Below are 24,196 nucleotides of genomic sequence, written 5' to 3' on the forward strand. Positions count from 1 at the left end.
CCAAGGCACCTTTGCTCTCCTCGCAAAGGCCAAGAAGTGTTACCCATGTCTCCGGAATGAACTGTCACCCTTCTCTCGGGAAGGACAGTGTTGTCTATTGGTATGCTAATTTGCAATCCTGGGTGAGACGCTCTTTCAGGAGCGGCCATCCTTGCCGGTGGCTCGTCGCAGCTGCCGCAAACGCGATCACCTAGCGCACGTTCGCTTCAAACGGAAAGGTTTGAAGCGAAGATATGCGCGCCAGGTCAATATGCTGGAGCATGTGCCTTTCGCTCAAACGATTCCGTTTGAGCGGGACATGCTCAAGAGAGTGAGAATGCGGCACTTTCATTCTGTAGCTTTCGTCTTTCCGGCTCCGGCAGCGTTGCGGCGATTGGGCGCGCCCTGCGCGGCGCTGATGCCCGGCGCGGCAGCGCTGGCCCTGATGATCTTGCTGCTCGTGCCGCAGGCCGCGATCGCGCAATCCGAAACCGAGCCGGCGCCCGGCGCCGTCAATGTCGGCGTCTATGTCAGTCCGCCCTTCGTCGTTGCGCAGAACGGCACGTATGACGGTATGGCGATCGAGTTGTGGGAGGCTATTGCAGGCAAGCTGAACCTGGCCACGCGCTACGTCGCCTATCCAACCATCCGCGATCTCGTCAACGCCACCCGCGACGGGGAAATCGATGCCGCCGTCACCAATCTGACGATCACGCGCAACCGGGCCGAGCGGATCGCCTTCACGCAGCCCTGGTACGATGCCGGGCTGCGGATCATGGTGCCGCAGGAGGGGACGGGCGGGTTCTGGAGCGTGGTCTCCGGGCTTGGCAATGCGGGCCATCTGCGGGCCTATGCGTGGCTGTTGCTCGTCATCGTGGCCGGAACGATCGGGCTGACCCTGTTCGACCGGAAGTTCGATCCGGCTTTTCCCAAGCGCTGGCGCGATGGCGTTGCCGAGAGCTTCTACCATGTCGTCTCGGTGGCGACCGCCGGCCGCGCCGCGCGCAAGAACCTGTTCGGCTGGCTTGGCCGCTTCTGGCAGGCCGCCTGGCTGGTCGTCGGGGTCGGCGTGGTCGCCTACATCACCTCATCGGTGACGAGCGTCATGACGACGGTATCGCTGGAAAGCGGCATCCACTCGCTTGCGGATCTGCCGGGCAAGACCGTCGGCGTGTTCACCGGGAGCGTTGCCGAGGACTATGTTACGGAGCTCGGCATCGCATCGCGGTCCTATTCGGATATCGATGCGGCGGCCGCGGCGATGAATGCGGGGACCGTCGAGGCGATCGTCGGCGATGCGCCCATCCTGGAACATTTCGCCCATGAGAACGTCGGGGACGATGTCGCCGTGGTGGGCAACATCTTCCATCCGGACAAGTATGGCTTCGCCTTCTTGCACGACAGCGACCTGACGCATCCCGTCACCTTGCGGCTATTGGAATTCATCGAAGACGGGACTGTCGAAAGATTGCGCAGCCGGTATTTCGGAAGCACTCCATGACCGGAAGAGACGGGAACCAGGCTCGAGCGAATGGCGGTTGCCGCCTGCGTGCCGTCGTCCCGGCCGGGTTTTCAGGGCAGAGGCAGAGAGAGACAATGATGATGGACGCAAAACTGACGGGCCTCAAGACACTGGCGATCCCCTTTATTCTCGCGGCGGCCTCCTGGCCCGTTCACGCCAACGACACCAGCGCCGTGCTGGGCGCCGGCGGGCTCGAGCTCACCACGTCGGAGGATATCGTGATGGCCAGCGAGGACCTCTATGTGTCGCCGAGCGAGGTCCGCGTGCGATACAGCTTTCGCAACGAGGCCGATCACGACATCACGACGAGGGTCGCCTTTCCGCTGCCCGACGTCGATCAGAGCGCATATGCAATCGTGTTTCTGCCGGCGCCCGATCAGGAAAACTTCGTCGATTTCCATGTCGCGGTCGATGGAGAGCGGGTTCGGCCGCAGCTGGAGCAAAAGGCGATCGCCGATGACGGCAGCGACGTCACTGCCGAGCTCCAGAAGGCCGGCCTGCCGGTCAATTCGCACCTGCCCGATTGGGACGAAAAGGCCCGCGCCCTGCCGGACAATGTCTGGCAACATCTCGTCAAGGAAGGGCTTTTCGACGTCGAAGCGGACGATCCCAACGACCGTTCGGCCGATTTCAGCCCCAGCTGGAGCCTCAGCGCAGCCTTCCATTGGGAGCAGACCTTCCCCGCCGGCAAGACCATCACCGTCGATCACCGCTACAAGCCGATCGTCGGCGGCGTGTCGAGTTTCGAGGACGAGCAGCAGTTCGATGACTACGAGGCCTACTGCCTGGACGATCAAGGCAAGGGCGGTGTCCGCCGGCTCCTCAAGCAGGCCCGGGCGGCGGCGCACAAGGATCCCGACCTGGCCCCGGGTCTTGCGCCCATCGAGGTGAGCTACGTTCTCACCACCGGCGCCAACTGGAAGGGGCCGATCGAGAAGTTCCACCTGACGATCGACAAGGAGAAGCCGCACGCCGTCCTGTCCCTGTGCATGCACGGGCTCAAGAAGACGGGGCCGACGACCTTCGAACTGAAGCAGGAGGATTTTACGCCGAAGGACGATATCCGTTTCGTCGTCTTTGAGGGGTAGCAGCGACGGCGCAGGCTCGGTTGCCCCGTCCGCCTACCAGCGTGTCTTTTCGCCGGGCGCGGCGGGCTCGATGGCGAGGGCATGAAGCCCGGCCTCGAGTTCCGGCGCAAGCAGCGCATTGACGGCGCGGTGACGCTCCACCCGGCTCATGGCACTGAATTCCGACGCCACGATGCGCACGCGAAAATGCGTCTCGCCGGTGCCGTCGAAGACCTCTTCATGGCCTGCGGCGACGTGATGGTGGCCGGCATGCAGATGGCTTTCGTTGATGACCTCGAGCCTTTCGGGCGCAAAGCGCGCCTTCAGCTTGGCCTCGATCTCGGAATGGATGGACATTGGCGCTTGCTCCCACCATATAAGGACTTCTTCGCCCGCAGCGTTCAAATCAGGGGTTAGGGCGAACCTTCCCGAAATGTCAATTCTTGTTTCCCAGTGCGAAGCATCCATAATCGTCGTCAATGAAACTCGACTCGAAAATATTCGACAGGATCCGCATCCGCGGCGAAAAGGATGCAGAGGTGAAGTCGCACGCGCCGCGCTGCCAGTGGGACGGGTGTTCCGAACCCGGCCTGCACAAGGCGCCGGTGGGGCGGATGAAGGAGGGCGAGTATTTCCGCTTCTGCCTAGATCACGTTCGCCAGTACAACAAGGGCTACAACTATTTCTCCGGTCTCGCCGACGGAGATGTCGCGCGTTTCCAGAAGGAGGCGATGACCGGCCATCGTCCCACCTGGGCGATGGGCGTCAACGGCAAGGCGCGCACGAGCCCCGACATTGCCCACAAGCGCTCGGGCCGGGCCGGCTATTACAGCCGGGTGCGCGATCCCTTCAACCTTTTCGGCGAAACGGACCATGAGGCGCCAAAGCGCCCCGCCCGCCGGCCCAAGGCGCTTGAGGCCAAGGCGCTGGAAACGCTTGGCCTGGATGCGAATGCGACTGGCGCCGACATAAAGGGACGCTATAAGGAACTGGTAAAACGCCACCATCCCGATGCGAATGGCGGCGACCGGGGTTCGGAAGACCGGTTTCGCGATGTGATCCAGGCCTACCGTGTGCTCAAACAATCCGGTTTCTGTTGAGCGCGTCCTCTGATAAGGACACCCCCCGAAACTCGAAAACGAAAACGGCGACGGCCGAAAACGGGTTCGGCGCGCTGGAGGCATGATGAACAAGATCGATCGCGAAATCGCAAATCTTCCCGATACGACGGCCTCGGTGAAGGAGATATTCGGCTTTGAATCGGACATGGTCGTGCCGGCCTACACGGTGGCCGACGCGCATGTGCCGGACGTCGACCCCGACTATCTGTTCGACAAGGAGACGACGCTCGCCATCCTGGCCGGCTTCGCCTACAACCGCCGCGTCATGATCTCGGGCTATCACGGCACCGGCAAGTCGACCCATATCGAGCAGGTCGCGGCACGCCTCAACTGGCCCTGCGTGCGTGTCAATCTGGACAGCCATGTCAGCCGTATCGACCTCGTCGGCAAGGACGCCATCGTGGTCAAGGAAGGCAAGCAGATCACCGAATTCCGCGACGGCATTCTGCCCTGGGCCTATCAGCATAATGTGGCGCTGGTCTTCGACGAGTACGACGCCGGCCGTCCGGACGTCATGTTCGTCATCCAGCGGGTGCTGGAATCGTCGGGCCGGCTGACGCTGCTCGACCAGAGCCGGGTCATTCGCCCGCACCCCGCCTTTCGTCTGTTCGCCACGGCCAACACGGTGGGCCTTGGCGACACGACCGGGCTCTATCACGGCACCCAGCAGATCAACCAGGCGCAGATGGACCGCTGGTCGATCGTCACCACGCTCAACTATCTGCCGCACGACAACGAGGTGGAGATCGTGCTGGCCAAGGCCAAGCACTATCGCAACGAGGAAGGCCGCGACATCGTCAACAAGATGGTGCGGGTGGCCGACATGACGCGTTCGGCCTTCATGAACGGCGATCTCGCCACGGTGATGAGCCCGCGCACCGTCATCACCTGGGCCGAAAATGCCGAGATATTCGGCGATGTCGGCCATGCCTTCCGGCTTACCTTCCTCAATAAATGCGACGAACTGGAGCGTACGGTGGTGGCAGAGTTCTATCAGCGTGCATTTGGCGAGGAACTCAGGGAATCGGCGGCCAACGTGGTGCTGGCCTGATAAAAGAGGTGTCGACCATGCGCTATGAAGGGAGTTGCCACTGCGGACGTGTCCGGTTCGACGTCGAGGTCGATCTGTCGAGCCCGATCACCTGCAACTGCTCTTATTGCGCGCAGCGCGGCAGCATTCTCGCATTCACGCCGCGCGGCAACTTCAACTTGCAGTCGGGCGAGGCGGAGTTGACGTCCTACCGATTCAATACGAACAAGATCGAGCATCTGTTTTGCCGCAACTGCGGCATGGAGGCGTTCGCCTATGGCGCGATGCCCGACGGAACCGAAATGGCGGCGATCAATCTGAGATGCGTCGACGGCATCGACCTGGACGCCTTGCAGCCGACAATGTTCGACGGGCGCTCGCGGTAGGATATGGCGGGACCCGGCGACAATATTCGCGGCAGCAAGCCGAACAAGGCCAGCGACAATGAAAGCTTCAAGCGGGCGCTGACGGCCTGCACGCGCGCCATTTCCGGCGATCACGAGCTGGAGGTCGCGTTCTCCAAGGACAAGCCGGCGCTTGCCGGCAGCCATGCCCGACTGCCGGATCTGCCCCGCCGGCCGAGCGAGACCGATGTCGGGGTGACGCGCGGGCTGGCCGATTCCATGGCGCTGCGCCGCGCCTGCCACGACAACGCCGTCCACAGCCGCCTGGCACCGGACGGCAAGCAGGCGCGGGCCATATTCGATGCGGTGGAACAGGCGCGCGTGGAGGCGATCGGCGCCAAGCGCATGAAGGGCGTCGGCGACAACATTTCCGTCATGCTGGAAGACAAGTACGCCAAGGCCAATCTCGCCGGCGTCACCGAGCAGGCCGACGCGCCGGTCGAGGAAGCGGTGGCGATGATGGTGCGCGAGCGCCTGACCGGGCGCCCGGTGCCCAAGAGCGCGCAGAGCGTGGTCGATCTGTGGCGCGGCTGGATCGAGGAGAAGGCCGGCAGAGACCTCGACGGGCTGGCCGGCAGCATCGACGATCAGAACGCCTTTGCCCGCGTCGTGCGCGACATGCTGGCTGCGATGGAAATGGCCGACGAGCTCGGCGAGGACGAGCAGTCGGATGAAAGCGAGGAGAACGACGACCAGCCTGAGGGCGAGGATCAGTCGGAGGACGAGGGCGAGGACGACGAAGGCTCCGACCGGTCCCAGGGCGAGGACCAGGATGCAACGAGCGAGGAGCAGGAAAGCGGCGAGACCGACGCCGACGATGCCTCGGCCGACGACATCATGGAAGACGACGACGCCGACGCCGAGACGCCCGGCGAGACGAAACGTCCCGATCTTCCCTACACGCAGTTGCCGCCGGATTTCGACTACAAGATCTACACCACCCGGTTCGACGAGACCGTGGGTGCGGAGGAATTGTGCGACGAAGAGGAACTGGAGCGTCTGCGCGCCTTCCTCGACAAGCAGCTTGCAAGCCTGCAGGGCGTGGTCGGACGGCTGGCCAACCGTCTGCAGCGGCGGCTGATGGCGCAGCAGAACCGCTCCTGGGATTTCGACCTCGAAGAGGGCTATCTCGACTCGGCGCGGCTTGTGCGCATCGTCATCGACCCGATGCAGCCGCTGTCGTTCAAGCAGGAGCGCGACACCAATTTCCGCGACACGGTCGTCACGCTGCTCATTGACAATTCGGGCTCCATGCGCGGCCGTCCGATCTCGGTTGCGGCGACCTGCGCCGACATTCTGGCGCGGACGCTGGAACGCTGCGGCGTTTCGGTGGAGATCCTCGGCTTCACGACGCGTGCATGGAAGGGCGGCCAGGCGCGCGAGACATGGCTGAAGGAAGGCAAGCCGGCCAATCCGGGGCGCCTCAACGATCTGCGCCACATCGTCTACAAGAGCGCCGACGCGCCCTGGCGGCGCGCCCGGCGCAATCTCGGCCTGATGATGCGCGAAGGGCTGTTGAAGGAGAACATCGACGGCGAAGCGCTGTTGTGGGCCCATCAGCGGCTGGTGCATCGGCGCGAGCAGCGCAAGATCCTGATGATGATCTCCGACGGCGCGCCGGTCGACGACTCAACCCTTTCGGTCAATCCCGGCAATTATCTCGAGCGCCATCTGCGCGCCGTCATCGATTTGGTCGAGACACGTTCGCCGGTGGAACTGCTGGCCATCGGCATCGGCCATGACGTGACGCGCTATTATCGCCGCGCGGTGACGATCGTCGACGCGGAGGAACTGGCCGGCGCGATGACCGAGCAGCTTGCCGCCCTGTTCGGCGAAGAGTCGACGCGTGAGCACCGGCGAACGCTGAGGACCGGGTGAAAAGGGTCGTTTGCTTTTTCGGACCCCGTTCTGACCCAGGTCAAAAGGGGGTGTCCACTCCCATACTGCACATCGTCTTGGCCGCCCTCGCAATCGGCGTACTTGCATCGCCTGCATCGGCCGAAAATCCTCCGGAGGCGATGGAGATACGCAGCCGCCCGATCCGCGCTTTCCGTATCGGATCCGACGAGACGCGCTTCGGTCCGCTGCAGTTCGTCGGCGGGCTGGAAATGACCTCCTATGCCCGCGACTTCGGCTCGCTCTCCGGCTTCAGCTTCACCGAACCGGGAACGAGCTTCGCCGGCGTGTCGGACAACGGGTTCTGGTATTTCGGACGGGTCGTGCACGACGCGCAAGGACGACCCCTGGGATTGGCTGACTTCTCGATGCAGCCGATGCTCGACAAATCGGGCGACGTCATCGGCGAGAAATGGTTCACCGACGCCGAGGGCATCGCGGTCAGAGGCGACGTGGCGACGGTGAGTTTCGAGCGCGAGCACAAACTGGCCGAATTCCGGTTGGCGCGCGAGGGCATGGGGGCGGAGCTACGCAGCCTGCCCTTTCTCATTCCGGCCGAAGAGCTCAGGCGCAACAAGGGCATCGAGACGATCGCTATCGCGCCGGATGACGGGCCGCTTGCCGGGGCGCGAGTGGTGATTTCGGAGCGCAGCATCGACACGCAAGGCAATGTCTTCGCGACCATCATCGAAGGGCCGCAGAAAGGCATCTTCAAGGTCGCGCGCAAAGACGCCTTCGACATCACCGACGGCGCCTTCCTGCCGGATGGAGACCTTCTTGTTCTCGAGCGCAGCTTCTCGGTGGCCAGCGGCGTGGCGATGCGCCTGCGCCGGCTGAAGGGCGAGAGCGTTCGACCCGGCATGCTTGCCGACGGGCCGGTCCTGCTGACCGCCGACATGAGCTACCAGATCGACAATATGGAAGGGCTCGACGTGTGGCGGCGCGCCGACGGCGCCACCATGGTGTCGATCGTTTCCGACGACAACCACTCGATCCTGCAGCGCAATCTCTATCTGGAGTTCCGGCTGGACGGCGAGTGACCGGTCAGCTCTGCGGCGCAGGCTTGAGAACCGACAGAAGCGCGCCGTAGGGCGCCAGCATTGCGAGCCCGACCAGGATCTTTACGCAGAGGTCGCCGAGCGCCAGAGACACCCACAGCGGCGCCTCGCCGCCCAGGAAGGGCACGGCGAAGCCGAGCGAGCCGTCTTCCAGCCCGAATCCCGTGTCGAGGACGCTGAAGACGGACGCAAAGGCGAGCGAGAAGAACAGGACGGTGTCGAGCAGCGAGCCGACGATCGTCGAGATGAAGGGCGCGTGCCACCACGCATTGCCGCGCAGCCGGTCGAAGATGGTGACGTCCAGAAGCTGGGCGGCGATGAAGGCCGATCCGGAGGCGATGGCGATCCGCGGCGAGGCGAGCCAGACCGACAGGACGACGGCAATGGCAAAGCCGACAAAGACGACCTTGCGCGCCGCAGCCGGGCCGAAACGCCGGTTGGTCAGGTCGTTGACCAGAAAGGCGACCGGATAGGTGAAGGCGCCCCAGGTCAGGAGATCCTGCAGGCCAAGATGGCGGAAAGGAAACTGGACGAGATAATTGGAGGCGACGACGATGGCCGCCATGGCCGCGATGAACGGCAGAATATTCTGTGTACGGGACATTTTTTTATCCTGGGTGATGGAACCAGTCGAGCGGGCCCGGAAGCCCGCCGCGCGACGAAATGGCCGGTCGAATCAGGCTGCGGCGTCTTCCGCCAGCTTCTTGGCGATCTGCTTTTTCAGCAGGCGCGCACGCTGCGACAATTCCTTCGCATCAGCCTTGGTCAGGAAGGCATCGAGACCGCCGCGATGCTCCACCGAACGCAGAGCGCTGGCCGAGACGCGCAGACGCACGTTCTGGCCAAGGGCTTCCGACATCAGCGTCACATTGACGAGATTGGGCAGGAAACGGCGACGCGACTTGTTGTTCGCGTGGCTTACATTGTTGCCGTACAGAACGGCCTTGGATGTCAGTTCGCAAGCGCGGGACATGATCGTTACCTTCGGTTTGACGCCGGGCCAATTGACAAAGCCACACCAGATTGATGTGGCGCGCGCGCAATGACAGGCGGCCTTTCGGAAAAAGTCGGCGTTCCATAGTGGCAAATTGCGCCAGCGTCAAGCATTTGCGGGCAAGACGCGTGCATGTTGGCGCCCAAATCCACCCCTATATCCATATATTCGCCGGATTTGGCAACGATAGGGCGAAAAGGACTTTACGTCGCAGGTTCGCGGCGCGCATCGGGACGTGGCGTATGACACGCAGCCTTTCCTGCCTTGCAGGGCTCACTGCCCTGGCGCTCGCCGTTTCCGGCCTGCCCGCCCGTGCCGCGTCCGCCGAGGCCATTCGTTCCGAATATGTCGTGTCGATCTACGGGCTGGTGATCGCGCGCTCGCAATTCATCTCGACGATCACGCCGGATCGTTTCGACATCAAGGGGTCGCTGTCGAGCGCCGGCATTGCCCGGATATTCGACGACACGCGCGGCACGACGGTCGTCTCGGGCCGGTTCAACAAGGGTCGCGTCTATCCTGCCGCTTATGACGTGTCCTATGTCTCGGGCGACAAGAAGAAGCGCACGACGATCAACTTTTCCGGCGGCCGGGTGGCCAGGGCGGTCAACAGGCCGCCCGTCAACACCAAGCGCGACGGCTGGGTTCCTGTTTCAAGGAGCCAGCTCGCCGCCGTTGCCGATCCGCTTTCTGCCACGCTGGTGCCGGCTGCCCGCCCGGCCGATGTCTGCCGGCGCACGGTGCGGTTTTTCGACGGGGCGCTCAGGGCCGACATCCATCTTGCCCCGGCCGGCCCGGGCAGCATCGACGTACCCGGCTATTCCGGCGGGACCGTCACCTGCAGCGCCCGTTTCGTGCCGGTCGCCGGCTATCGCAAGGGCCACAGCTCGATCGAGTATCTGAGGAACTCGAGGCGCATCCTGATCGCCTTTGCGCCGGTCGGCTCGACCGGTATATATGCGCCGGTGGAAGCATCGGTGGCGACGAAGATCGGCACCGTGCATGTGAAGGCGCGGCGCTTCGAGCCGGTCAGATAAGGGCCATTGCGCGAGCGGCCCCGGAGGAAGTATGGGGCAGGCGACGCTCGTCGGTTTTACAGCGGTGGTCATGTGGGCGCTTCTGGCGCTGTTCACCGACGCGTCCGGCGAGGTGCCCCCGTTCCAGCTGTCGGCCATGAGCTTTTTCGTCGGCACGCTGGTCGGGCTTTTGGCACGCATTGTCTCGCGCCAGCCACGCGAGCGCGGCGCGTCGATCCCGCCCGCCGTCTGGCTCGTCGGGATAGGCGGACTGTTCGGCTACCACTTTCTCTACTTCACCGCCTTGCGCAACGCGCCGGCCGTCGAGGCCAGCCTGATCGCCTATCTGTGGCCATTGCTGATCGTTCTGGGATCGGCGCTGATGCCGGGCGAGCGGCTCGGCTGGCACCATGTCGCCGGCGCCCTGCTCGGGCTTGCCGGCACCTTCCTGATCGTCACCCGGGGCGGCGGATTGGCCTTCGACAGCCGCTATGCCTTCGGCTATGCGATGGCTGGCGGGTGTGCCATCTTCTGGTCGTCCTATTCGCTTCTGTCGCGCCGCTTCGCCTCGGTTCCGACGAGCATCGTCACCTGGTTTTGCGCGGCCAGCGCCATCCTCTCGCTGGCCTGTCATCTGATGCTGGAGAAAACCGTCTGGCCGCAGGATGCCGGCCAGTGGCTCGCCGTGCTCGGTCTCGGCCTGATGCCGGTGGGCGCGGCGTTTTATACCTGGGACTACGGCGTCAAGCGCGGCAACATCCAGGTGCTCGGTGCATCGAGCTATGCCGCGCCGCTCCTGTCGACCCTGGTGCTGATCGCCTTCGGCTTCGCCGAGCCGACGGTGCATATCCTGGCAGCCTGCCTGCTTATCACACTCGGTGCCGCGCTGGCGGCCAAGAACATGCTGTTTTCCGCGCGCAAGCGGCGCCGGGCCAACGCCTGATGCCGGCTCCCGTCGGCGAAGCGATGGGCGGTTGGATTATCCTGGCCGCCAGTCCGGCGGCGCCATCTCGAAACTGGAGAAGACGAAGCCCGGCGCTACGGTGCAGCCGACCAGGCTCCAGTCGCCAAGGCTTCGGGCAGACTGCCAGGCGTTGGCCGGCACGACGATCTGCGGGCGCGCGCCTGCCGCCAGATCGGGACCGAGGACAAGGTCGCGTTGCTGCACGCCGTCTTCGCTGATGGCGAGTTCGAGCGGCGCGCCGGCATGGTAGTGCCAGACCTCGACGGCGTCGCGAACGCGGTGCCAGGCCGAGACGTCTCCCGCTTCGAGCAGGAAATAGATCGCCGTGGAATGGCCGCGCTCGCCGCCGGCCGGGTCGCGAAATGTTTCCGTGTACCAGCCGCCCTCGGGATGGCGCTGCATGCCGAGGGCCGCGATGATGTCACGAGCGTCCATGAGGCTCAAAAGATGTCCTTGCGCTTGCGGATTTCGGCGAATACTTCGACGTCGCTGGCGCTTTCCATGCCGAGATTGCGCCGGATGACGGGATCGTGCCAGCGCAGGAAGGGATTGGTCGCCATCTCCAGCGCCATGGTCGTCGGCAGGGTCGGCCTGTTGTCGGCGCGCAGCGCGTCGATCTCCTCGGCACGTGTCTTCAGGGCCGAATTGGTCGGATCGACCGTCAGCGCGAAGCGGGCATTGGCCTGGGTGTATTCGTGGCCGCAATGGATCGACGTGTCGAGCGGCAGTGCGGCGGTGAGCTTTTCGAGCGAGGCGAACATGTCCGGCGCCTTGCGCTCGAACAACCGGCCGCAGCCGAGAGCGAACAGCGTGTCGCCGGTAAAGGCGATCTTGTCGTCGGGGAAATGGTAGCAGACATGGCCGGCGGTGTGGCCGGGCGTCTCGATCACGTCGACCCTGTGGCCGGCAAAGTCGAAGCTGCCGCCGTCATCGACCTGCTCGTCGATGCCGGGGATCTTGGCGGCTTCGGAACGCGGGCCGATGATCTTCAGGCCGTAACGTTCCTTCAGCGCCAGATTGGCCTCGACGTGATCGCCGTGATGGTGCGTGGTCAGGATCACCGTCGGCTGCCAGCCGGTCCGCGCGACCGCTTCCAGGATCGCCCGTTCCTCCGGCGCGTCGACGAGCGCCGTCTCGCCGCTTTCGGTGTCGTGCAGCAGGACGCCGAAATTGTCGCTGCGGCACATGAATTGCTCGATCTCTATGGGCATTGGCTCGCACCTCCTGTCGGGCTGACGATAGGGCGGCGGCGAGGTCCTGTCACCCGCCAACGAGCAGTTCCTTGCAGTCCACATGCTTCGCGGATACCGTCCGCGCCATGTATGCCGATATCGTCGATCTGCGCGCCTTCTACGCCTCGCTGCTGGGCCGGCTGGCCGAGCGGTCCATCACCATGGCGTTGTCGAAGATCTGGGTCCAGCTTCCCAACGAGCGGCTGATCGGTCTCGGCTACACGCTGCCCTGGCTGGAGCGGTTCGGGGCGGACGCCGAACGCGTCTTCGCCTTCATGCCGGCGACGCAGGGCGCGGTCCGCTGGCCCCAGGCGGGGCCCTCGGCCGCCGCGCTGGTCTTCGACGAGGAAATGCCGCTGTTCGATTCCTCGATCGACCGCATTCTCATGGTGCACGCGCTCGAACACGCCGAAAATCCGCGCGAGACGCTGATGGAGGCCTGGCGCGTGCTGGCGCCGGGCGGCCGGCTGGTCGTCGTCGTGCCCAACCGGCGCGGCATGTGGGCGAGGTTCGAGCACACTCCCTTCGGCACCGGGCGTCCGTGGTCGCGCGGCCAGATCACCGCGCTTCTGCGGGAAGCCAATTTCACGCCGGCCGCATCGAGCGAGGCCTTGCTGTTCCCCCCGTCGAACCGGCGCTGGATGATGCGCCTGCATCAGATATTCGAGCGCGCCGGGCGCCGCTTGTGGCCGATCTTTGCCGGCGTCATCGTGATCGAGGCGCAGAAGCGGCTCTATCAGGGCCTGCCGGTGGCGCAGCGCGCCTCGCGCCGCGTTTTCGTGCCGGTGCTTTCGCCGCATGGGGCAGCCGGCGCGGCGCGCGGACGTCTGCTGCGGGCAGGGGCAAGCTGGAGCGAGGCGGCGCCGGTGCGCCGCCCGAACTTTTACGGCACCCGCCCGCCGATCTCGTCCAGCTCGAAGGACGTGGTCTGGTAGACCTGATTGATCCAGTTGCCGAACAGGAGATGGGCGTGCGAGCGCCAGCGGTTGAGCGGCCGGCTGCGTGGATCATCCTGCGGGTAGTAGTTGTGCGGCACTGCCATCGGCACGCCGGCGGCGACGTCGCGGTCGTACTCTTCCTTCAGCGAGGTGGAATCGTATTCGATATGGTTGAACATGTAGAGCCGGTTGCCCGCCGCCTCGGTCAAGAGGCAGGGGCCGGTCTCGTCGGATTCCATCAGCACCTCCAGCCCTTCGTCGGGGGGAATGTCGGCAGAGCGGATCTCGGTCCAGCGCGAGACGGGAATGGCGAAATCGTCCGAGAAGCCGGCGAGATAGGGCGAAGCCGGCGCGTTGTTGCGGTGACGGAAGACGCCGAAGGCCTTTTTCTCCAAGGCATATTTGGGAATGCGGTGGAAGTGCCAGGCGGCAGCCATCGCACCCCAGCAGATGAAGAAGGAGGAATGGACGTTTGATGTCGTCCAATCGAAGATGCGCCTGAGCTCTTCCCAATAGGTGACGTCCTCGAACGGCAGAAGCTCGACCGGCGCGCCGGTGACGATGAAGCCGTCGAACTTGCGCTCCGCCACTTCCTCCCACGTCTGGTAGAAAGAGATCAGATGATCCTCCGGCGTGTTCTTCGGCGTGTGGTTGCCGATGCGTATCAAGGTGAGTTCCACCTGCAGCGGGGTAACGCCGATCAGCCGGGCGATCTGCGTCTCCGTGCGGATCTTGTTTGGCATGAGGTTCAAGAGCCCGATCTGCAGCGGACGGACGTCCTGGCGCAGCGCCGTCTGCTCGCCCATGACCGACACGCCCTCGCGCACCAGTATGTCGCGGGCAGGAAGCTGGTCGGGAATCTTGATCGGCATCGAAGAAGCTCCAAATAAAAAACCGGCGGCGAAACTCGCAGCCGGCTTCAGCAGATTTGCTTCTCGCGGCCTTTTAGCGAGTTGTTTAACGTGGCTGCAAGCCGACCGGCCAAATCACCACGGAGTTCAACAGTATTTATCGGCGGGCAGGCTTTGCGTCAATGGCAAAGCTTTGCTAGAGGAAGCCGCCCCTTTCAAAGGATTTTCTGAGATGACCAAGCCGCTGCGTCCCGAGCCGAAACCCGGTGTGATGGATATCGCCGCCTATGTGCCCGGCAAGAGCGCGGCGCCGGACGGCGTGGCCAAGGTGCACAAGCTTTCCTCCAACGAAAACCCGCTGGGCGCCTCGCCGCGGGCGGTTGAGGCGGTGCACGAGGCAGCCGGCATGCTCGAATTCTATCCCGATGGCGCGGCGACCAGCCTGCGCCAGGCGATCGGCGAGGTCCATGGGCTGAACCCGGCCAACATCGTGTGCTCAAACGGGTCCGACGAGGTCATCCAGCTTCTGGCGCAGACCTATCTGCAGCCGGGCGACGAGGGCCTTTTCACCGAGCACGGCTTTCTCGTCTACCGCATCTATATCCAGGCGGCCGGCGGCGTGCCGGTCGTGGCTCCGGAGATGGACGAGACGGCCGATGTCGACGCGATCCTGGCCGCGGTGACGGAGAAGACGAGGATTGTCTTCCTCGCCAATCCGAACAATCCGACTGGCACCTATATCCCGTTCGAGGAGGTGCGCCGCCTGCACGCGGGCCTGCCGAAAGACGTGCTTCTGGTGCTCGACGCGGCCTATGCCGAATATGTCCGGCGCAACGATTACGAGGCCGGCATCGAGCTCGTCTCCTCGTCGCACAACGTCGTCATGACGCGCACCTTCTCCAAGGTGCACGGGCTCGGCGGCGCGCGCATCGGCTGGCTCTACGGCCCGGCGCATGTCATCGACGCGCTCAACCGCGTGCGCAGCCCGTTCAATGTCAACGCCATGGCGATTGCGGCAGGCACGGCGGCGATCCGCGATCAGGCGCATGTCCAGACCTCGGTGGAGCACAACGAGCGCTGGCTGTCCTGGGTGAGCGAGGAATTGCGCACGCTCGGCCTGCGCGTCACGCCGAGCGTCGGCAATTTCATCCTGATCCATTTCCCGGATGACGAGACGCACTCGGCCGCCATGGCGGACGACTATCTGGCCGGGCGCGGCTATGTCCTGCGCCGGGTGGGCGCCTACGGGTTCCCGAATGCGCTGCGCATGACGATCGGCACGGAAGAGGCCAATCGCGGCGTGGTGGCGGCGCTTGCCGAATTCCTGAAAGCCTGAACCATGAGCCAACCCATGTTCGAACGGGTCGCCCTGGTGGGTATCGGTCTCATCGGTTCCTCGCTCGCGCGCGTCATGCGCGAGCAGGGGCTGGCCGGGCACATCGCGATTGCAACACGCAGCGAGCCGACGCTGGCGCGGGCCCTCGAACTCGGCCTCGGCGACAGTTACACGACCGACGCCGCCGAAGCGGTGCGCGATGCCGATCTCGTCATCGTCGCCGTGCCCGTCGGCGCCTCGGGCGCGATTGCCGAGCAGATCGCTCCGGCGCTTAAACCCGGGGCAATCGTCACCGATGTCGGCTCGACCAAGCGTTCGGTGGTCTCGCAGATGGCGCCGCATATTCCGGCAGGCGTCCACTTCATCCCCGGCCATCCGATTGCCGGCACCGAGCATTCCGGCCCGGACGCCGGTTTCGCCGATCTGTTCGAGGGCCGCTGGTGCATTCTCACCCCGGTGCCGGGCACGGACGAGGCCGCGATCGGCAGGCTTGCACGGTTCTGGGAAGCGTGCGGCTCGAAGGTCGACACGATGGATCCGGAGCATCACGACATGGTGCTGGCGATCGTGTCGCATCTGCCGCACATCATCGCCTACAACATCGTCGGCACGGCCGACGACCTGGAGACGGTGACGAAATCCGAGGTGATCAAATATTCGGCCTCGGGCTTTCGCGACTTTACGCGGCTTGCCGCCTCCGACCCGACCATGTGGCGCGACGTGTGCCTGCACAACAAGGACGCGATCCTGGAGATGCTGGCGCGGTTTTCCGAAGACCTTACCGCGCTCAGGCGGGCCATCCGCTGGGGCGACGGCGATGCTCTCTTCGACCTGTTCACGCGCACGCGCGCCGTTCGCCGCTCGATCATCGAGGCCGGCCAGGAGGTCGACCTGCCCGACTTCGGGCGCCACGTGGCAACGCATCCCGAGCAGGAGTGAGCGCGCCGCGGATCAATCGACGGGCGGCAATGTCCCCAGCCTGACAAAGGCGATCTGCGCCTTTCCCTTCGTGATGTTGAGCGGAAGGCTGGGCGAATCGCCGAGCAGCGTCAGGCCGGCCATGGCCTGTGCGATCTGCCGGTTGTTTTCCGGAAAGATCCCGCCAAGGAACCGGCCGACCTCTTCGGGGTTGGTTACCGCAATGCGCAGTTCGGCGTCGATCAGCCCGTCCTCGTCGACCGAAATGGGCCCCGATACCGCGAGACCGGACTGCTCTCCGGTCGAGATCTCCAGCCCCCGGACGATGCCGCTCTGCCCGCGCAGACTGTGCGGCGTCTGCCGTGCGGTCAACGCCATTCCGTCGGTCAGCGTGAACACCCCGTTTCCTTCCGGCAGGGTGACGCTGCGGCCTTCCAGCAGGGCTGGCAGCAGATCGAGGCCGGTGAAGCGGAAGGCCAGATCGAGATCGGAACCGTTCTGGCGCATGTGCAACTGTGCGGAGCGGGCCTTGGCGATATCGACGCCGTTGGCAAATGACAGGTTGCTGCCCTCGAGCGAGGCGCGCTCGGGAAACGAACTGTCGAGACGGGCGCTGAAGCGCACGTCCTCGGAGTGCATGTCGACGACGCCGGCTGCGGGATTGGCGGCAAAGGTGGCTTCCACGATGCCGAGTTCGCCGACGATCTGGCGGGGATCGTAGATCTGCGCGGCCGAGCGCAGGACGCTGGCCTTGACCGCCAGCCTGCCGTCGCCGTCGCGATAGTTGGCGCTGTCGCAGAACAGGCCGAGGCGGAAGGGATAGCCGCGCGCCGCCGGCTTTTCGCATTCGGCTGTGGCGCCGCTGCCGGCCAGGGAGGCCAATGTCGCGACGGTTCTGGCTTCGAGCTGGCGCGCCATATGGAACCAGATGCCGGTATAGGCGGCGATGACGGCGGCAATTGCGAGCGCCAGCCAGAGGAGGCGGCGCGCGTGGTTTGTCTGGCCCTTGCTTGACGGCATGCTCACTCCCTCGCTACGCCACGGTCGGCCGGCCATGCCGGCGGGACAATGCAGATGGTGGTGCATCGATATGGGCGATTTTTGGGTCTTTGGCTATGGTTCGTTGATGTGGCGGCCCGGATTCGCTCACACGGAGACGCGGCGTGCCCGGCTTCATGGCTATCGGCGCGCGCTTTGCGTGCGCTCCTTCGTCCATCGCGGCACACCGGACCGGCCGGGCCTGGTGCTTGGGCTGGACTATGGCGGCTCGTGCGTCGGCATGGCCTTTCGCGTGCCCGGCGAGTTGCAGGGCGAGGTGCTGGCCTATCTGCGCGAGCGCGAGCTGGTGACCAACGTCTATCTGGAACGGCTGTTGTCGGTGCGCCTGGAAGGCGGAGAAAAGATCGACGCGGTGTCCTATGTGGTCGACCGGCGGCATGAGCAATATGCCGGCCATCTCGACGCCGTCCATGCGGCCGCCATGGTGAGCGGGTCGATCGGCCAGTCCGGCGCCAACGAGGAATATGTCTGCAACACGGTCGATCATCTCCAGGCGCTGGGCATACGCGATCACTGGCTGGAAGATGTGGCAAAGCGTCTTCCTCCCGCGATGAAAACTGCGCGGGCGACTTAGATTTGACGCAATTCCGGACGGAGAACCGGCTTCCACTTCTCCTGGAATTGCTCAAGCGCGCGTTCGCTCAAACGATTCCGTTTGGGCGGGACATGCCTGTCGGCGATCAGGCGAGCGCGGCGATGAGGTCGGGCAGTTGGCCGAGATGGTCGATGCGCCGGAAGCGCGCAGCCTTCCGTGGCGCTTCGGCCTGTTCGAGCGCCCAGGTGAGGTCGTGCGGCACGTGGACGCCCCAGCTCCCTGCATCGATGGCCGGCAGGACGTCCGATTTCAGCGAGTTGCCGACCATCATCGCGCATTGCGCCCCGTCGCCGTGGCGCACGAAGACGCGCTCATAGGTCGCGGTGGTCTTGTTGGAGACGATCTCCACGGCATCGAAGAAGTCGCCGAGCCCGGACTGGGCGAGCTTGCGTTCCTGGTCGAACAGGTCGCCCTTGGTGACGAGCACGATGCGATAGGAGCGCGCCAGTCGCTCGAGCGTCTCGGCCGCATGCGGCAGGGTCTCCACGGGATGGGAAAGCATATCGCGTCCGGCCGTCAGGATATCGTTGATGACCCTGGCCGGGACCTTGCCGTCGGTAACCTCGATGGCTGTCTCGATCATCGACAGGGTAAAACCCTTGATGCCGAATCCGTAGCTGCCGATATTGCGTTTTTCGGCGGCGAGCAGCCGCTCCGACAGATGGTCCGCCTCGGCATAGCCTGCGAGCAATTCGGAGAAATGCGCCTCCGTCATGCGGAAGAAGCGCTCGTTCTGCCACAGCGTGTCGTCGGCGTCGAAACCGATCGTAGAAAGTGCTGGCGGTCTGCCGGACATGTCGGCTCCTCCTTGCCGGATTTCGAGGGCTCCTCACGCCCCGGCGGTCTGCCGGTCGTCGAGGGTGACGCCGAGTTCGGTCAGCCGCGCCCTGGCCGTCTCCGGCAGGGGCGGCGCGTCGGGCCGGCGGGCGGCATCGACAAGCAGCGCATCGACGGCCGCTTCCGTTTCCTCGATCAGCCGTTCCATGAATGCTTCCTTGTCGAGACCGGGGGGTATGGGTTTCAGGAAGCGTGCCTTGATGGTGCCGGGAAACCGCAGGAACTTGCGCCGCGGCCAATAGAGCCCGGCCACATGGGCAACGGGAACCACGGGCACGCCGAGCTCGGAATAGAGTTCCACGATACCCCATTTGTAGTTCGGCCTGTCGCCCGGCGCGCGGCGCGTCCCCTCGGGATAGATGATCAGCTGGCGCGGATTGCGTGCAAACTCTTCCCGCGTTGCCCGCACGACCTGCCTGAGCGCCTTGGAGCGATTTCCGCGATTGACCGGGATCATGCGCATTTTCATGACGTACCAGCCGAAGAAGGGGATCCAGGTCAGCTCGCGCTTGAGGATGTAAAGCGGATCGTTGAGAAACGGAAAGAAGGCGATCGCGTCCCAGAAGGACTGGTGCTTCGGCGCCAGGATGAAGGACCCCTCCGGAAGGTTTTCGACACCCGTGATCTCGGCCTTCGTTCCGGCAATGACCCGGTGCAGCCAGAGGCTGCTGCGCGACCAGAATTTCGGCACGAACCAGGCAATGCGGCGCGGCGAGAGGAAGTAGAAGGGCGTCCAGACAATCATCTGGACGACCAGGTTCGAATAGAAGGCTATGTTGAACGCCAGCGACCGTACGAGGATCATGTTTAGTTGCCCGCCGGCAGCGCCATGTATCCGGGACGTACAAGGGCGCTGCATTTTATTGAAACAGCACATTGCGGCGCCCCAACACCGATTTCGGATTGCGGGCCGATGCGCCAGTAGACGCGTTCGTTGGTATCACCGCGATGGCAAAAGGAAAACCGGTGAAAAGCAGACGGCTTCAGCCGCTTGCCGCGCGCGCATCGACGATGGTGATCCCCTTCGGCGGAGCTTCGACGTCGGGAACGAAGGCACGGCGCATGATGGCGGCGAGGAATTTGGTGTATTCGGTGAACAGCACGCGCACGGCGTCGGGCTTGCGCAGCCAGCTACCGTCATCGATCGGGCTGTTGACGACCGGATAGGGCTGCAGGGCGGCGTCCTTGAGATAGCGCCGCATCTCGAGCAGGCTGCGCGGCATATGGTAGTTGTTGGTCACGAGTATGAGGCTCTTATAGGCGTGCTCGTGCATCCATTTGGCGCTTTCGGCCGCGTTGCCCACCGTGTCCAGCGCCAAGCGGTCTATGTCGACGCAGCACGAAAACAGCGCTTCCTCGGCACCCGTGACAAGCTGCAGATCGCCCGCCCGGGTGATCGGGCTGACGCCGCTGATGAGAAGCCTCTCACCCTTGCCCGATTTCAGAAGGTCGAGGGCCGCGCCGAGGCGCGACTGGCCGCCCGTGAGAACGATGATGGCGTCGGCCTGCACCGGCTCGCTCGGGGGTTTCAGCAGGCTCACCTCATTGGTGAACCAGGCAAAACCGGCGACGAAGGCAATGAGAGGCAAGGAAACGGCCGCTAGCGCTACACGGATCGCATTGCGCGTGCGTGGGCGCCTGGACGCGTGCGCATCATCTTGCGCTGCGATCCCAGCCGAATCAGCACTGTCGCGCAGCCGTTCGCTCATGGCCATGACTCATTGATACCCGTCAATTGCGGCGCGGGATAGATATGTGCGGCCGAACCGTACAAAATTGGTTACGCCCGGTCGCGCTTTGCGAGAATCAGCCATGATCGGCGCCGCCGATGTCGATCTTGTCGATATGCATGACCACGGTGAAATGCGACGTGGCCGCCGTCAGCGCCGAGATGAGGCCGACGATGAGGACGACGCCGGCATAGCCGCTCGCGCCGATGGCGAAATTTCCGAAAAGCGCCGTTGCCTGGGCGGCTTCGGGCGTGGCCATGTTGCGCGACGACCACCATCCGAAAAGGATGAAGACGACGATGGCCGCCAGGCCGCCTGCAGCCGCGCCCTTGATGCCCGTCAACAGGAAATGGCGGCGAAACTCGCGCGCGATGAAACGCGCCTCGGCGCCAACGAAATGCAGCACCTCGATGATATGGCCGTTGCCCGACATGGCGCCGCGCGTGGCAAACACGACGGTGAGCACGGTGGCCGACAGCATCAGCACGAGAATGCCCAGTCCGATCGTTACCGTCGTCCTGGCCATGGAGACGAGCCGGTCGACCCAGTTGCGGTGATCGTCCAGGCTGGCGCTCGGCACCTCGGCGGCGAGCGCTTCGCGCATGGCGGCGAAGTCCGGCGGCGCGCTCTCGTCGATGGTGACGATGACGAGGCGCGGCACCGGAAGCTCGTCGATGTCGAGCCCCGAGCCGAGCCAGGGTTCGAGAAGCCGCGCCGTCGCCTCCCGGTCGACGATCGAGATCTCGCTCACTCCGTCGAAGCGCTCGGCAACGCCGGCGGCGCCGGCCAGCGCCGCTTCCATGTCGACGCCCTCGTCGGGGCGGATCTGGATGGTCGCCTCGCGTGCGATCTGGGTCTGCCAGACATTGGCCGAGTCGCGCACGAGCGTGACCGCGCCGAGTGTCAGACAGGACAGGAAGGTCATGATGGCGATAACGATGACGAGCGCCTGGCCGGCGATATTCTGCGCCGGCACGATCGGCGCTTGACGGCGGCGCGTGTGCTGTTGCCTGGCTTGCTTCAGCCGGGTCAGGGTGGACTCAATCGTGGACATCGAGCCTCCCATTGGCCAGCACCATGCGCCGCGCGTCGACCTGGTCCATCAGGTTGAGGTCGTGGGTGGCGATGACGACCGCCGTGCCGGCCCGGTTGAGTTCGATGAACAGGCGCAGGAGACGGCGCGCCAGCGGCGGGTCGACATTGCCCGTCGGCTCGTCGGCGAGCAGGATCTGCGGCTGCTCGATGAGCGAGCGGGCGATCGCCGCGCGCTGCTTCTCGCCGCCCGAGAGCACCGGCGGCAGAACATGAATGCGTTCGCCGAGCCCGACCCATTTCAAAAGCTCCACCACGTCGCTGCGATAGTTTGCCTCCTCGCGCCCGCGCACCCGCAACGGCAAGGCCACGTTCTCATAGGTCGTCATATGGTCGAGAAGACGGAAATCCTGGAACACCACGCCGATCTTGCGACGAATGAGCGGCAGTTCGCGCTGCGTGATCAGCGAACGGTCCTTGCCGAAAACGGTGATCAGCCCGCGTGTCGGCTGCAGGGCCATGAACAGCAGGCGCAGGAGCGTCGTCTTGCCGGCGCCAGAAGGGCCGGTGAGAAACTGGAACGACTTCTTTGGGATGTGGAACGAAATGTCCCGGAGGATTTCCGGTCCCATTCCGTATCTCAACCCGACATTTTCGAAACGGATCACGACGTCTGCGGCCCTGGCTTGTGGGTTCTGGCCTGTTCGTCAGACCATGATTTTCGTGTGGTTAACGCTCGGTTAACTTTTTGCCGATCGTTCGGGATTCGCACAATGGCAGCGAAGCATTAACCATTTCCATTTACTTCTTCCAAGGGGTACGCGAAAGGATTGCCGCGCCGCATGGCTGAAGATCATGGTTTGCGCCCCGTCTCGGGCGAAATCGTGTCCCGCGCCGCGCGCGGGGTTAGGCCCGCGGCGGCGTCGCGCATCGTCGATGCCGATATCGTCGATGCCGAATTCGAGACCTTGGGGCCGCAAAACGGTGCGGGCAACACGCGTGCCGGCAATAGGCCTCATCGTCCGCAGGCCGCCAAGCCCGATACGCCGCAGGGCGGCATGACCGTGCTTCTTCGAGCCGGTGCCGACAGGGCGGCAGGCGGCGCCGCGAGGCTGCGCCCTTCTTTCTGGATGTTCGGCGTCATCGTCGTCCTGGCGGCGTTCTGGGCTTCGGGAGGACATGCCTTGTTCGGCCGGGCCCACGCCGTCCTGCCGCGCGAAACGCCCGCTCCCGCCTTGCGGGTGGACGATCTGACAACACGCCTGCAGAACGCCCAGGGCAGGCACTGGCTTGTCGTGGAAGGTCAGGTGGTCAACACGGATGGTGCCGTCTCTCGCGACGCTCCGGTCCTTTTGTTCACGATCAACGGCAAGGATGGCAAGACAAGGCGCCATCTTCTTGATACAGGCATGGCACGCATAGCGCCGGGTGAGGCACTGGCGTTTGCGAGCCGGCTGGCGGCGCCCCTTTCGGGCGTGGCGAGCCTGTCTGTGACGATCGAACAAGGGAAGGCCGAGTGATGCCTGTCGTGCGGGGAAAAGATATCGAGATGCTGTTCAGCGCATCCGCCATTGCCAGGCGCAATCTCGAATTGGCCAAGGACATCGCGGCGCGCGATTACGACAACCTGCTGGTCATCTCCATTCTCAAGGGCTCCTTCATCTTTGCCGCCGATCTCATCCGCGCCATGCATGATGCTGGCGTCGAGCCGGAGGTCGAGTTCATCTTCATCTCTTCCTACGGGTCCGGTACGACCAGCGGCGAGGTCAAGGTGCTGCGCGACATCGACAACGACGTGCGCGGGCGCGACGTTCTCCTGATCGACGACATTCTGGAGTCGGGCAAGACATTGAAGTTCACGCGCGAACTCATGGTGTCGCGCGGCGCCAAGAGCGTCTCGATCGCGGTGCTGCTCGACAAGCGCACGCGGCGCCAGACCGAGATCGACGCCGATTATGTCGGCTTCGAATGCCCCGATTATTTCGTCGTCGGATACGGAATGGATGTCGCCCACGCGTTCCGCGAACTGCCCTTCGTCGGCGTGGTGAGGGGCGAGGCCTGATTCTTTGTGCGCAGATCGCGGCGGCGTTCAGGGAACCGAAAGATTTCCACCGCATTCTGCGTTCATGGCCAATATACTGATAGTCGAAGACGACGAACCCGTCCGTACCCTTGCCGCCCGCGCCCTGGCGCGCGACGGCCATGTCGTCGAAACCGCCGATGACGGCGAGGCCGGCCTGGCGCGGATCGTCGACAGATCCGGCAGATACGACCTGGTCGTGTCCGACATTCGCATGCCGGCCATGGACGGCATTGCCATGGCGAAGGCCGCGGCCCGGACCTATCCCGATCTGAAGATCATGCTCGTGACCGGCTATGCCGAGCAGCGCGAGCGTGCCGCCGAGCTCGACGGGATCATCGTCGATGTGGTGCAGAAACCATTCACACTGGCGCAGATACGCAGCAAGGTGTCTGAATACGCCAATTGACGCAACGGGCGTCCATGACGTCCGTGCGTTGGTGACGCTCGAAAATCGGTTTTCGATTTACGCAGCGATGTTGTAGACCCATGAGCCGCTCCAAGAAGAACGGAGCGAAGGCTCGCAGGAAGGGTTCG

General features: G+C 64.3%; 28 protein-coding genes and 1 riboswitch. Of the genes, 16 read left to right on the plus strand and 12 right to left on the minus strand.

Annotated elements, in window-relative coordinates; genetic code table 11:
• The first annotated feature begins 373 nt into the window (after positions 1–373).
• Positions 374–1,480 carry a transporter substrate-binding domain-containing protein gene (locus tag GM909_RS18940; RefSeq protein ID WP_235911970.1) on the plus strand — a complete coding sequence of 369 codons (1,107 nt, stop codon included), beginning with the start codon at positions 374–376 and terminating at the stop codon, positions 1,478–1,480.
• A 95-nt stretch (positions 1,481–1,575) separates the two neighbouring features.
• On the plus strand, positions 1,576–2,589 hold the full coding sequence (locus GM909_RS18945; protein WP_198174312.1) for a DUF4424 domain-containing protein: 1,014 nt from the start codon (positions 1,576–1,578) through the stop codon (positions 2,587–2,589).
• Positions 2,590–2,622: 33 nt separating this feature from the next.
• Here GM909_RS18945 and GM909_RS18950 read toward each other — a convergent pair whose 3' ends face one another.
• Positions 2,623–2,925 carry a BolA family protein gene (locus tag GM909_RS18950; protein WP_157018735.1) on the minus strand — a complete coding sequence of 101 codons (303 nt, stop codon included), beginning with the start codon at positions 2,923–2,925 and terminating at the stop codon, positions 2,623–2,625.
• A 122-nt stretch (positions 2,926–3,047) separates the two neighbouring features.
• Between GM909_RS18950 and GM909_RS18955 the strand changes: the two genes are divergently transcribed.
• The 5 genes from GM909_RS18955 to GM909_RS18975 all read left to right on the plus strand — a co-directional run bounded on the left by GM909_RS18955 (position 3,048) and on the right by GM909_RS18975 (position 8,059).
• A complete protein-coding gene (locus GM909_RS18955; RefSeq protein WP_157018737.1) occupies positions 3,048–3,668 on the plus strand; it encodes a J domain-containing protein in 621 nt (206 codons plus the stop codon).
• 85 nt (positions 3,669–3,753) lie between these two features.
• Complete coding sequence (gene cobS, locus GM909_RS18960) at positions 3,754–4,740, plus strand: cobaltochelatase subunit CobS (protein ID WP_157018740.1); 987 nt, start codon at positions 3,754–3,756, stop codon at positions 4,738–4,740.
• 17 nt (positions 4,741–4,757) lie between these two features.
• Positions 4,758–5,105 carry a GFA family protein gene (locus GM909_RS18965; protein ID WP_157018742.1) on the plus strand — a complete coding sequence of 116 codons (348 nt, stop codon included), beginning with the start codon at positions 4,758–4,760 and terminating at the stop codon, positions 5,103–5,105.
• Between the two features lie 3 nt (positions 5,106–5,108).
• Entirely contained in the window at positions 5,109–7,001 is a 1,893-nt protein-coding gene (gene cobT, locus GM909_RS18970; RefSeq protein WP_157018744.1) for a cobaltochelatase subunit CobT, read from the plus strand.
• 77 nt (positions 7,002–7,078) lie between these two features.
• Positions 7,079–8,059, plus strand: a complete 981-nt coding sequence (locus GM909_RS18975; RefSeq protein ID WP_235911971.1) for an esterase-like activity of phytase family protein — start codon at positions 7,079–7,081, stop codon at positions 8,057–8,059.
• A 4-nt stretch (positions 8,060–8,063) separates the two neighbouring features.
• Here GM909_RS18975 and GM909_RS18980 read toward each other — a convergent pair whose 3' ends face one another.
• Together GM909_RS18980 and rpmB are read right to left on the minus strand one after the other, a co-directional pair.
• Positions 8,064–8,681 carry a queuosine precursor transporter gene (locus GM909_RS18980; RefSeq protein ID WP_157018746.1) on the minus strand — a complete coding sequence of 206 codons (618 nt, stop codon included), beginning with the start codon at positions 8,679–8,681 and terminating at the stop codon, positions 8,064–8,066.
• Positions 8,682–8,753: 72 nt separating this feature from the next.
• Complete coding sequence (gene rpmB, locus GM909_RS18985) at positions 8,754–9,050, minus strand: 50S ribosomal protein L28 (protein WP_157018748.1); 297 nt, start codon at positions 9,048–9,050, stop codon at positions 8,754–8,756.
• A 263-nt stretch (positions 9,051–9,313) separates the two neighbouring features.
• Between rpmB and GM909_RS18990 the strand changes: the two genes are divergently transcribed.
• Positions 9,314–10,108, plus strand: a complete 795-nt coding sequence (locus GM909_RS18990) for a DUF3108 domain-containing protein (protein ID WP_157018750.1) — start codon at positions 9,314–9,316, stop codon at positions 10,106–10,108.
• A gap of 31 nt (positions 10,109–10,139) precedes the next feature.
• Complete coding sequence (gene yddG, locus GM909_RS18995; protein WP_157018752.1) at positions 10,140–11,030, plus strand: aromatic amino acid exporter YddG; 891 nt, start codon at positions 10,140–10,142, stop codon at positions 11,028–11,030.
• Positions 11,031–11,066: 36 nt separating this feature from the next.
• Here yddG and GM909_RS19000 read toward each other — a convergent pair whose 3' ends face one another.
• Positions 11,067–11,486 carry a cupin domain-containing protein gene (locus tag GM909_RS19000; RefSeq protein WP_157018754.1) on the minus strand — a complete coding sequence of 140 codons (420 nt, stop codon included), beginning with the start codon at positions 11,484–11,486 and terminating at the stop codon, positions 11,067–11,069.
• A gap of 5 nt (positions 11,487–11,491) precedes the next feature.
• The gene (gloB, locus tag GM909_RS19005; RefSeq protein WP_157018756.1) at positions 11,492–12,262 is read right to left on the minus strand and encodes a hydroxyacylglutathione hydrolase; all 771 of its coding nucleotides are present in this window, start codon (positions 12,260–12,262) and stop codon (positions 11,492–11,494) included.
• Positions 12,263–12,369: 107 nt separating this feature from the next.
• On the opposite strand from gloB, the gene GM909_RS19010 reads away from it, so the two are divergent.
• Entirely contained in the window at positions 12,370–13,218 is an 849-nt protein-coding gene (locus GM909_RS19010; RefSeq protein WP_157018758.1) for a class I SAM-dependent methyltransferase, read from the plus strand.
• On the opposite strand, the gene metA is transcribed toward GM909_RS19010, so the two are convergent.
• Positions 13,167–14,093, minus strand: a complete 927-nt coding sequence (gene metA, locus GM909_RS19015) for a homoserine O-acetyltransferase MetA (RefSeq protein WP_157018760.1) — start codon at positions 14,091–14,093, stop codon at positions 13,167–13,169. The genes GM909_RS19010 and metA overlap by 52 nt on opposite strands.
• Positions 14,094–14,146: 53 nt before the next feature.
• Positions 14,147–14,224, minus strand: a riboswitch (SAM riboswitch).
• 80 nt (positions 14,225–14,304) lie between these two features.
• On the opposite strand from metA, the gene hisC reads away from it, so the two are divergent.
• Together hisC and GM909_RS19025 are read left to right on the plus strand one after the other, a co-directional pair.
• Positions 14,305–15,408, plus strand: coding sequence for a histidinol-phosphate transaminase (gene hisC / locus GM909_RS19020; protein WP_157018762.1), 1,104 nt, complete (start codon positions 14,305–14,307; stop codon positions 15,406–15,408).
• A 3-nt stretch (positions 15,409–15,411) separates the two neighbouring features.
• The gene (locus GM909_RS19025) at positions 15,412–16,347 is read left to right on the plus strand and encodes a prephenate/arogenate dehydrogenase family protein (RefSeq protein ID WP_198174313.1); all 936 of its coding nucleotides are present in this window, start codon (positions 15,412–15,414) and stop codon (positions 16,345–16,347) included.
• Between the two features lie 12 nt (positions 16,348–16,359).
• Here GM909_RS19025 and GM909_RS19030 read toward each other — a convergent pair whose 3' ends face one another.
• Complete coding sequence (locus GM909_RS19030) at positions 16,360–17,346, minus strand: DUF2125 domain-containing protein (protein ID WP_198174314.1); 987 nt, start codon at positions 17,344–17,346, stop codon at positions 16,360–16,362.
• A gap of 70 nt (positions 17,347–17,416) precedes the next feature.
• Here GM909_RS19030 and GM909_RS19035 point away from each other — a divergent pair, with 70 nt between their 5' ends.
• Complete coding sequence (locus GM909_RS19035; RefSeq protein ID WP_157018766.1) at positions 17,417–17,959, plus strand: gamma-glutamylcyclotransferase; 543 nt, start codon at positions 17,417–17,419, stop codon at positions 17,957–17,959.
• A gap of 106 nt (positions 17,960–18,065) precedes the next feature.
• Here GM909_RS19035 and GM909_RS19040 read toward each other — a convergent pair whose 3' ends face one another.
• From GM909_RS19040 to ftsE, 5 genes are all read right to left on the minus strand, one after another.
• Positions 18,066–18,776: an HAD family hydrolase gene (locus GM909_RS19040; RefSeq protein WP_157018768.1), complete on the minus strand. Its 711-nt coding sequence runs from the start codon at positions 18,774–18,776 to the stop codon at positions 18,066–18,068.
• A gap of 33 nt (positions 18,777–18,809) precedes the next feature.
• The gene (locus GM909_RS19045; RefSeq protein WP_157018770.1) at positions 18,810–19,622 is read right to left on the minus strand and encodes a lysophospholipid acyltransferase family protein; all 813 of its coding nucleotides are present in this window, start codon (positions 19,620–19,622) and stop codon (positions 18,810–18,812) included.
• A 178-nt stretch (positions 19,623–19,800) separates the two neighbouring features.
• Positions 19,801–20,526, minus strand: coding sequence for a YdcF family protein (locus GM909_RS19050; protein WP_157018772.1), 726 nt, complete (start codon positions 20,524–20,526; stop codon positions 19,801–19,803).
• 97 nt (positions 20,527–20,623) lie between these two features.
• Positions 20,624–21,601, minus strand: coding sequence for a cell division protein FtsX (locus GM909_RS19055; RefSeq protein WP_235911972.1), 978 nt, complete (start codon positions 21,599–21,601; stop codon positions 20,624–20,626).
• The gene (gene ftsE / locus GM909_RS19060; RefSeq protein WP_157018773.1) at positions 21,588–22,247 is read right to left on the minus strand and encodes a cell division ATP-binding protein FtsE; all 660 of its coding nucleotides are present in this window, start codon (positions 22,245–22,247) and stop codon (positions 21,588–21,590) included. Before ftsE ends, GM909_RS19055 begins: the two co-directional genes overlap by 14 nt.
• A gap of 174 nt (positions 22,248–22,421) precedes the next feature.
• Between ftsE and GM909_RS19065 the strand changes: the two genes are divergently transcribed.
• The 3 genes from GM909_RS19065 (at position 22,422) to GM909_RS19075 (ending at position 24,068) form a co-directional block, all read left to right on the plus strand.
• Positions 22,422–23,099, plus strand: a complete 678-nt coding sequence (locus GM909_RS19065) for a hypothetical protein (RefSeq protein WP_157018776.1) — start codon at positions 22,422–22,424, stop codon at positions 23,097–23,099.
• Entirely contained in the window at positions 23,099–23,641 is a 543-nt protein-coding gene (hpt, locus tag GM909_RS19070) for a hypoxanthine phosphoribosyltransferase (RefSeq protein ID WP_157018777.1), read from the plus strand. The genes GM909_RS19065 and hpt overlap by 1 nt, the downstream gene beginning before the upstream one ends.
• Before the next feature lie 64 nt (positions 23,642–23,705).
• Entirely contained in the window at positions 23,706–24,068 is a 363-nt protein-coding gene (locus GM909_RS19075) for a response regulator (RefSeq protein WP_157018779.1), read from the plus strand.
• Positions 24,069–24,196: the final 128 nt, after the last annotated feature.

This window comes from Mesorhizobium xinjiangense, assembly GCF_009749525.1.
GTDB classification, from domain to species: domain Bacteria; phylum Pseudomonadota; class Alphaproteobacteria; order Rhizobiales; family Rhizobiaceae; genus Mangrovimarina; species Mangrovimarina xinjiangensis.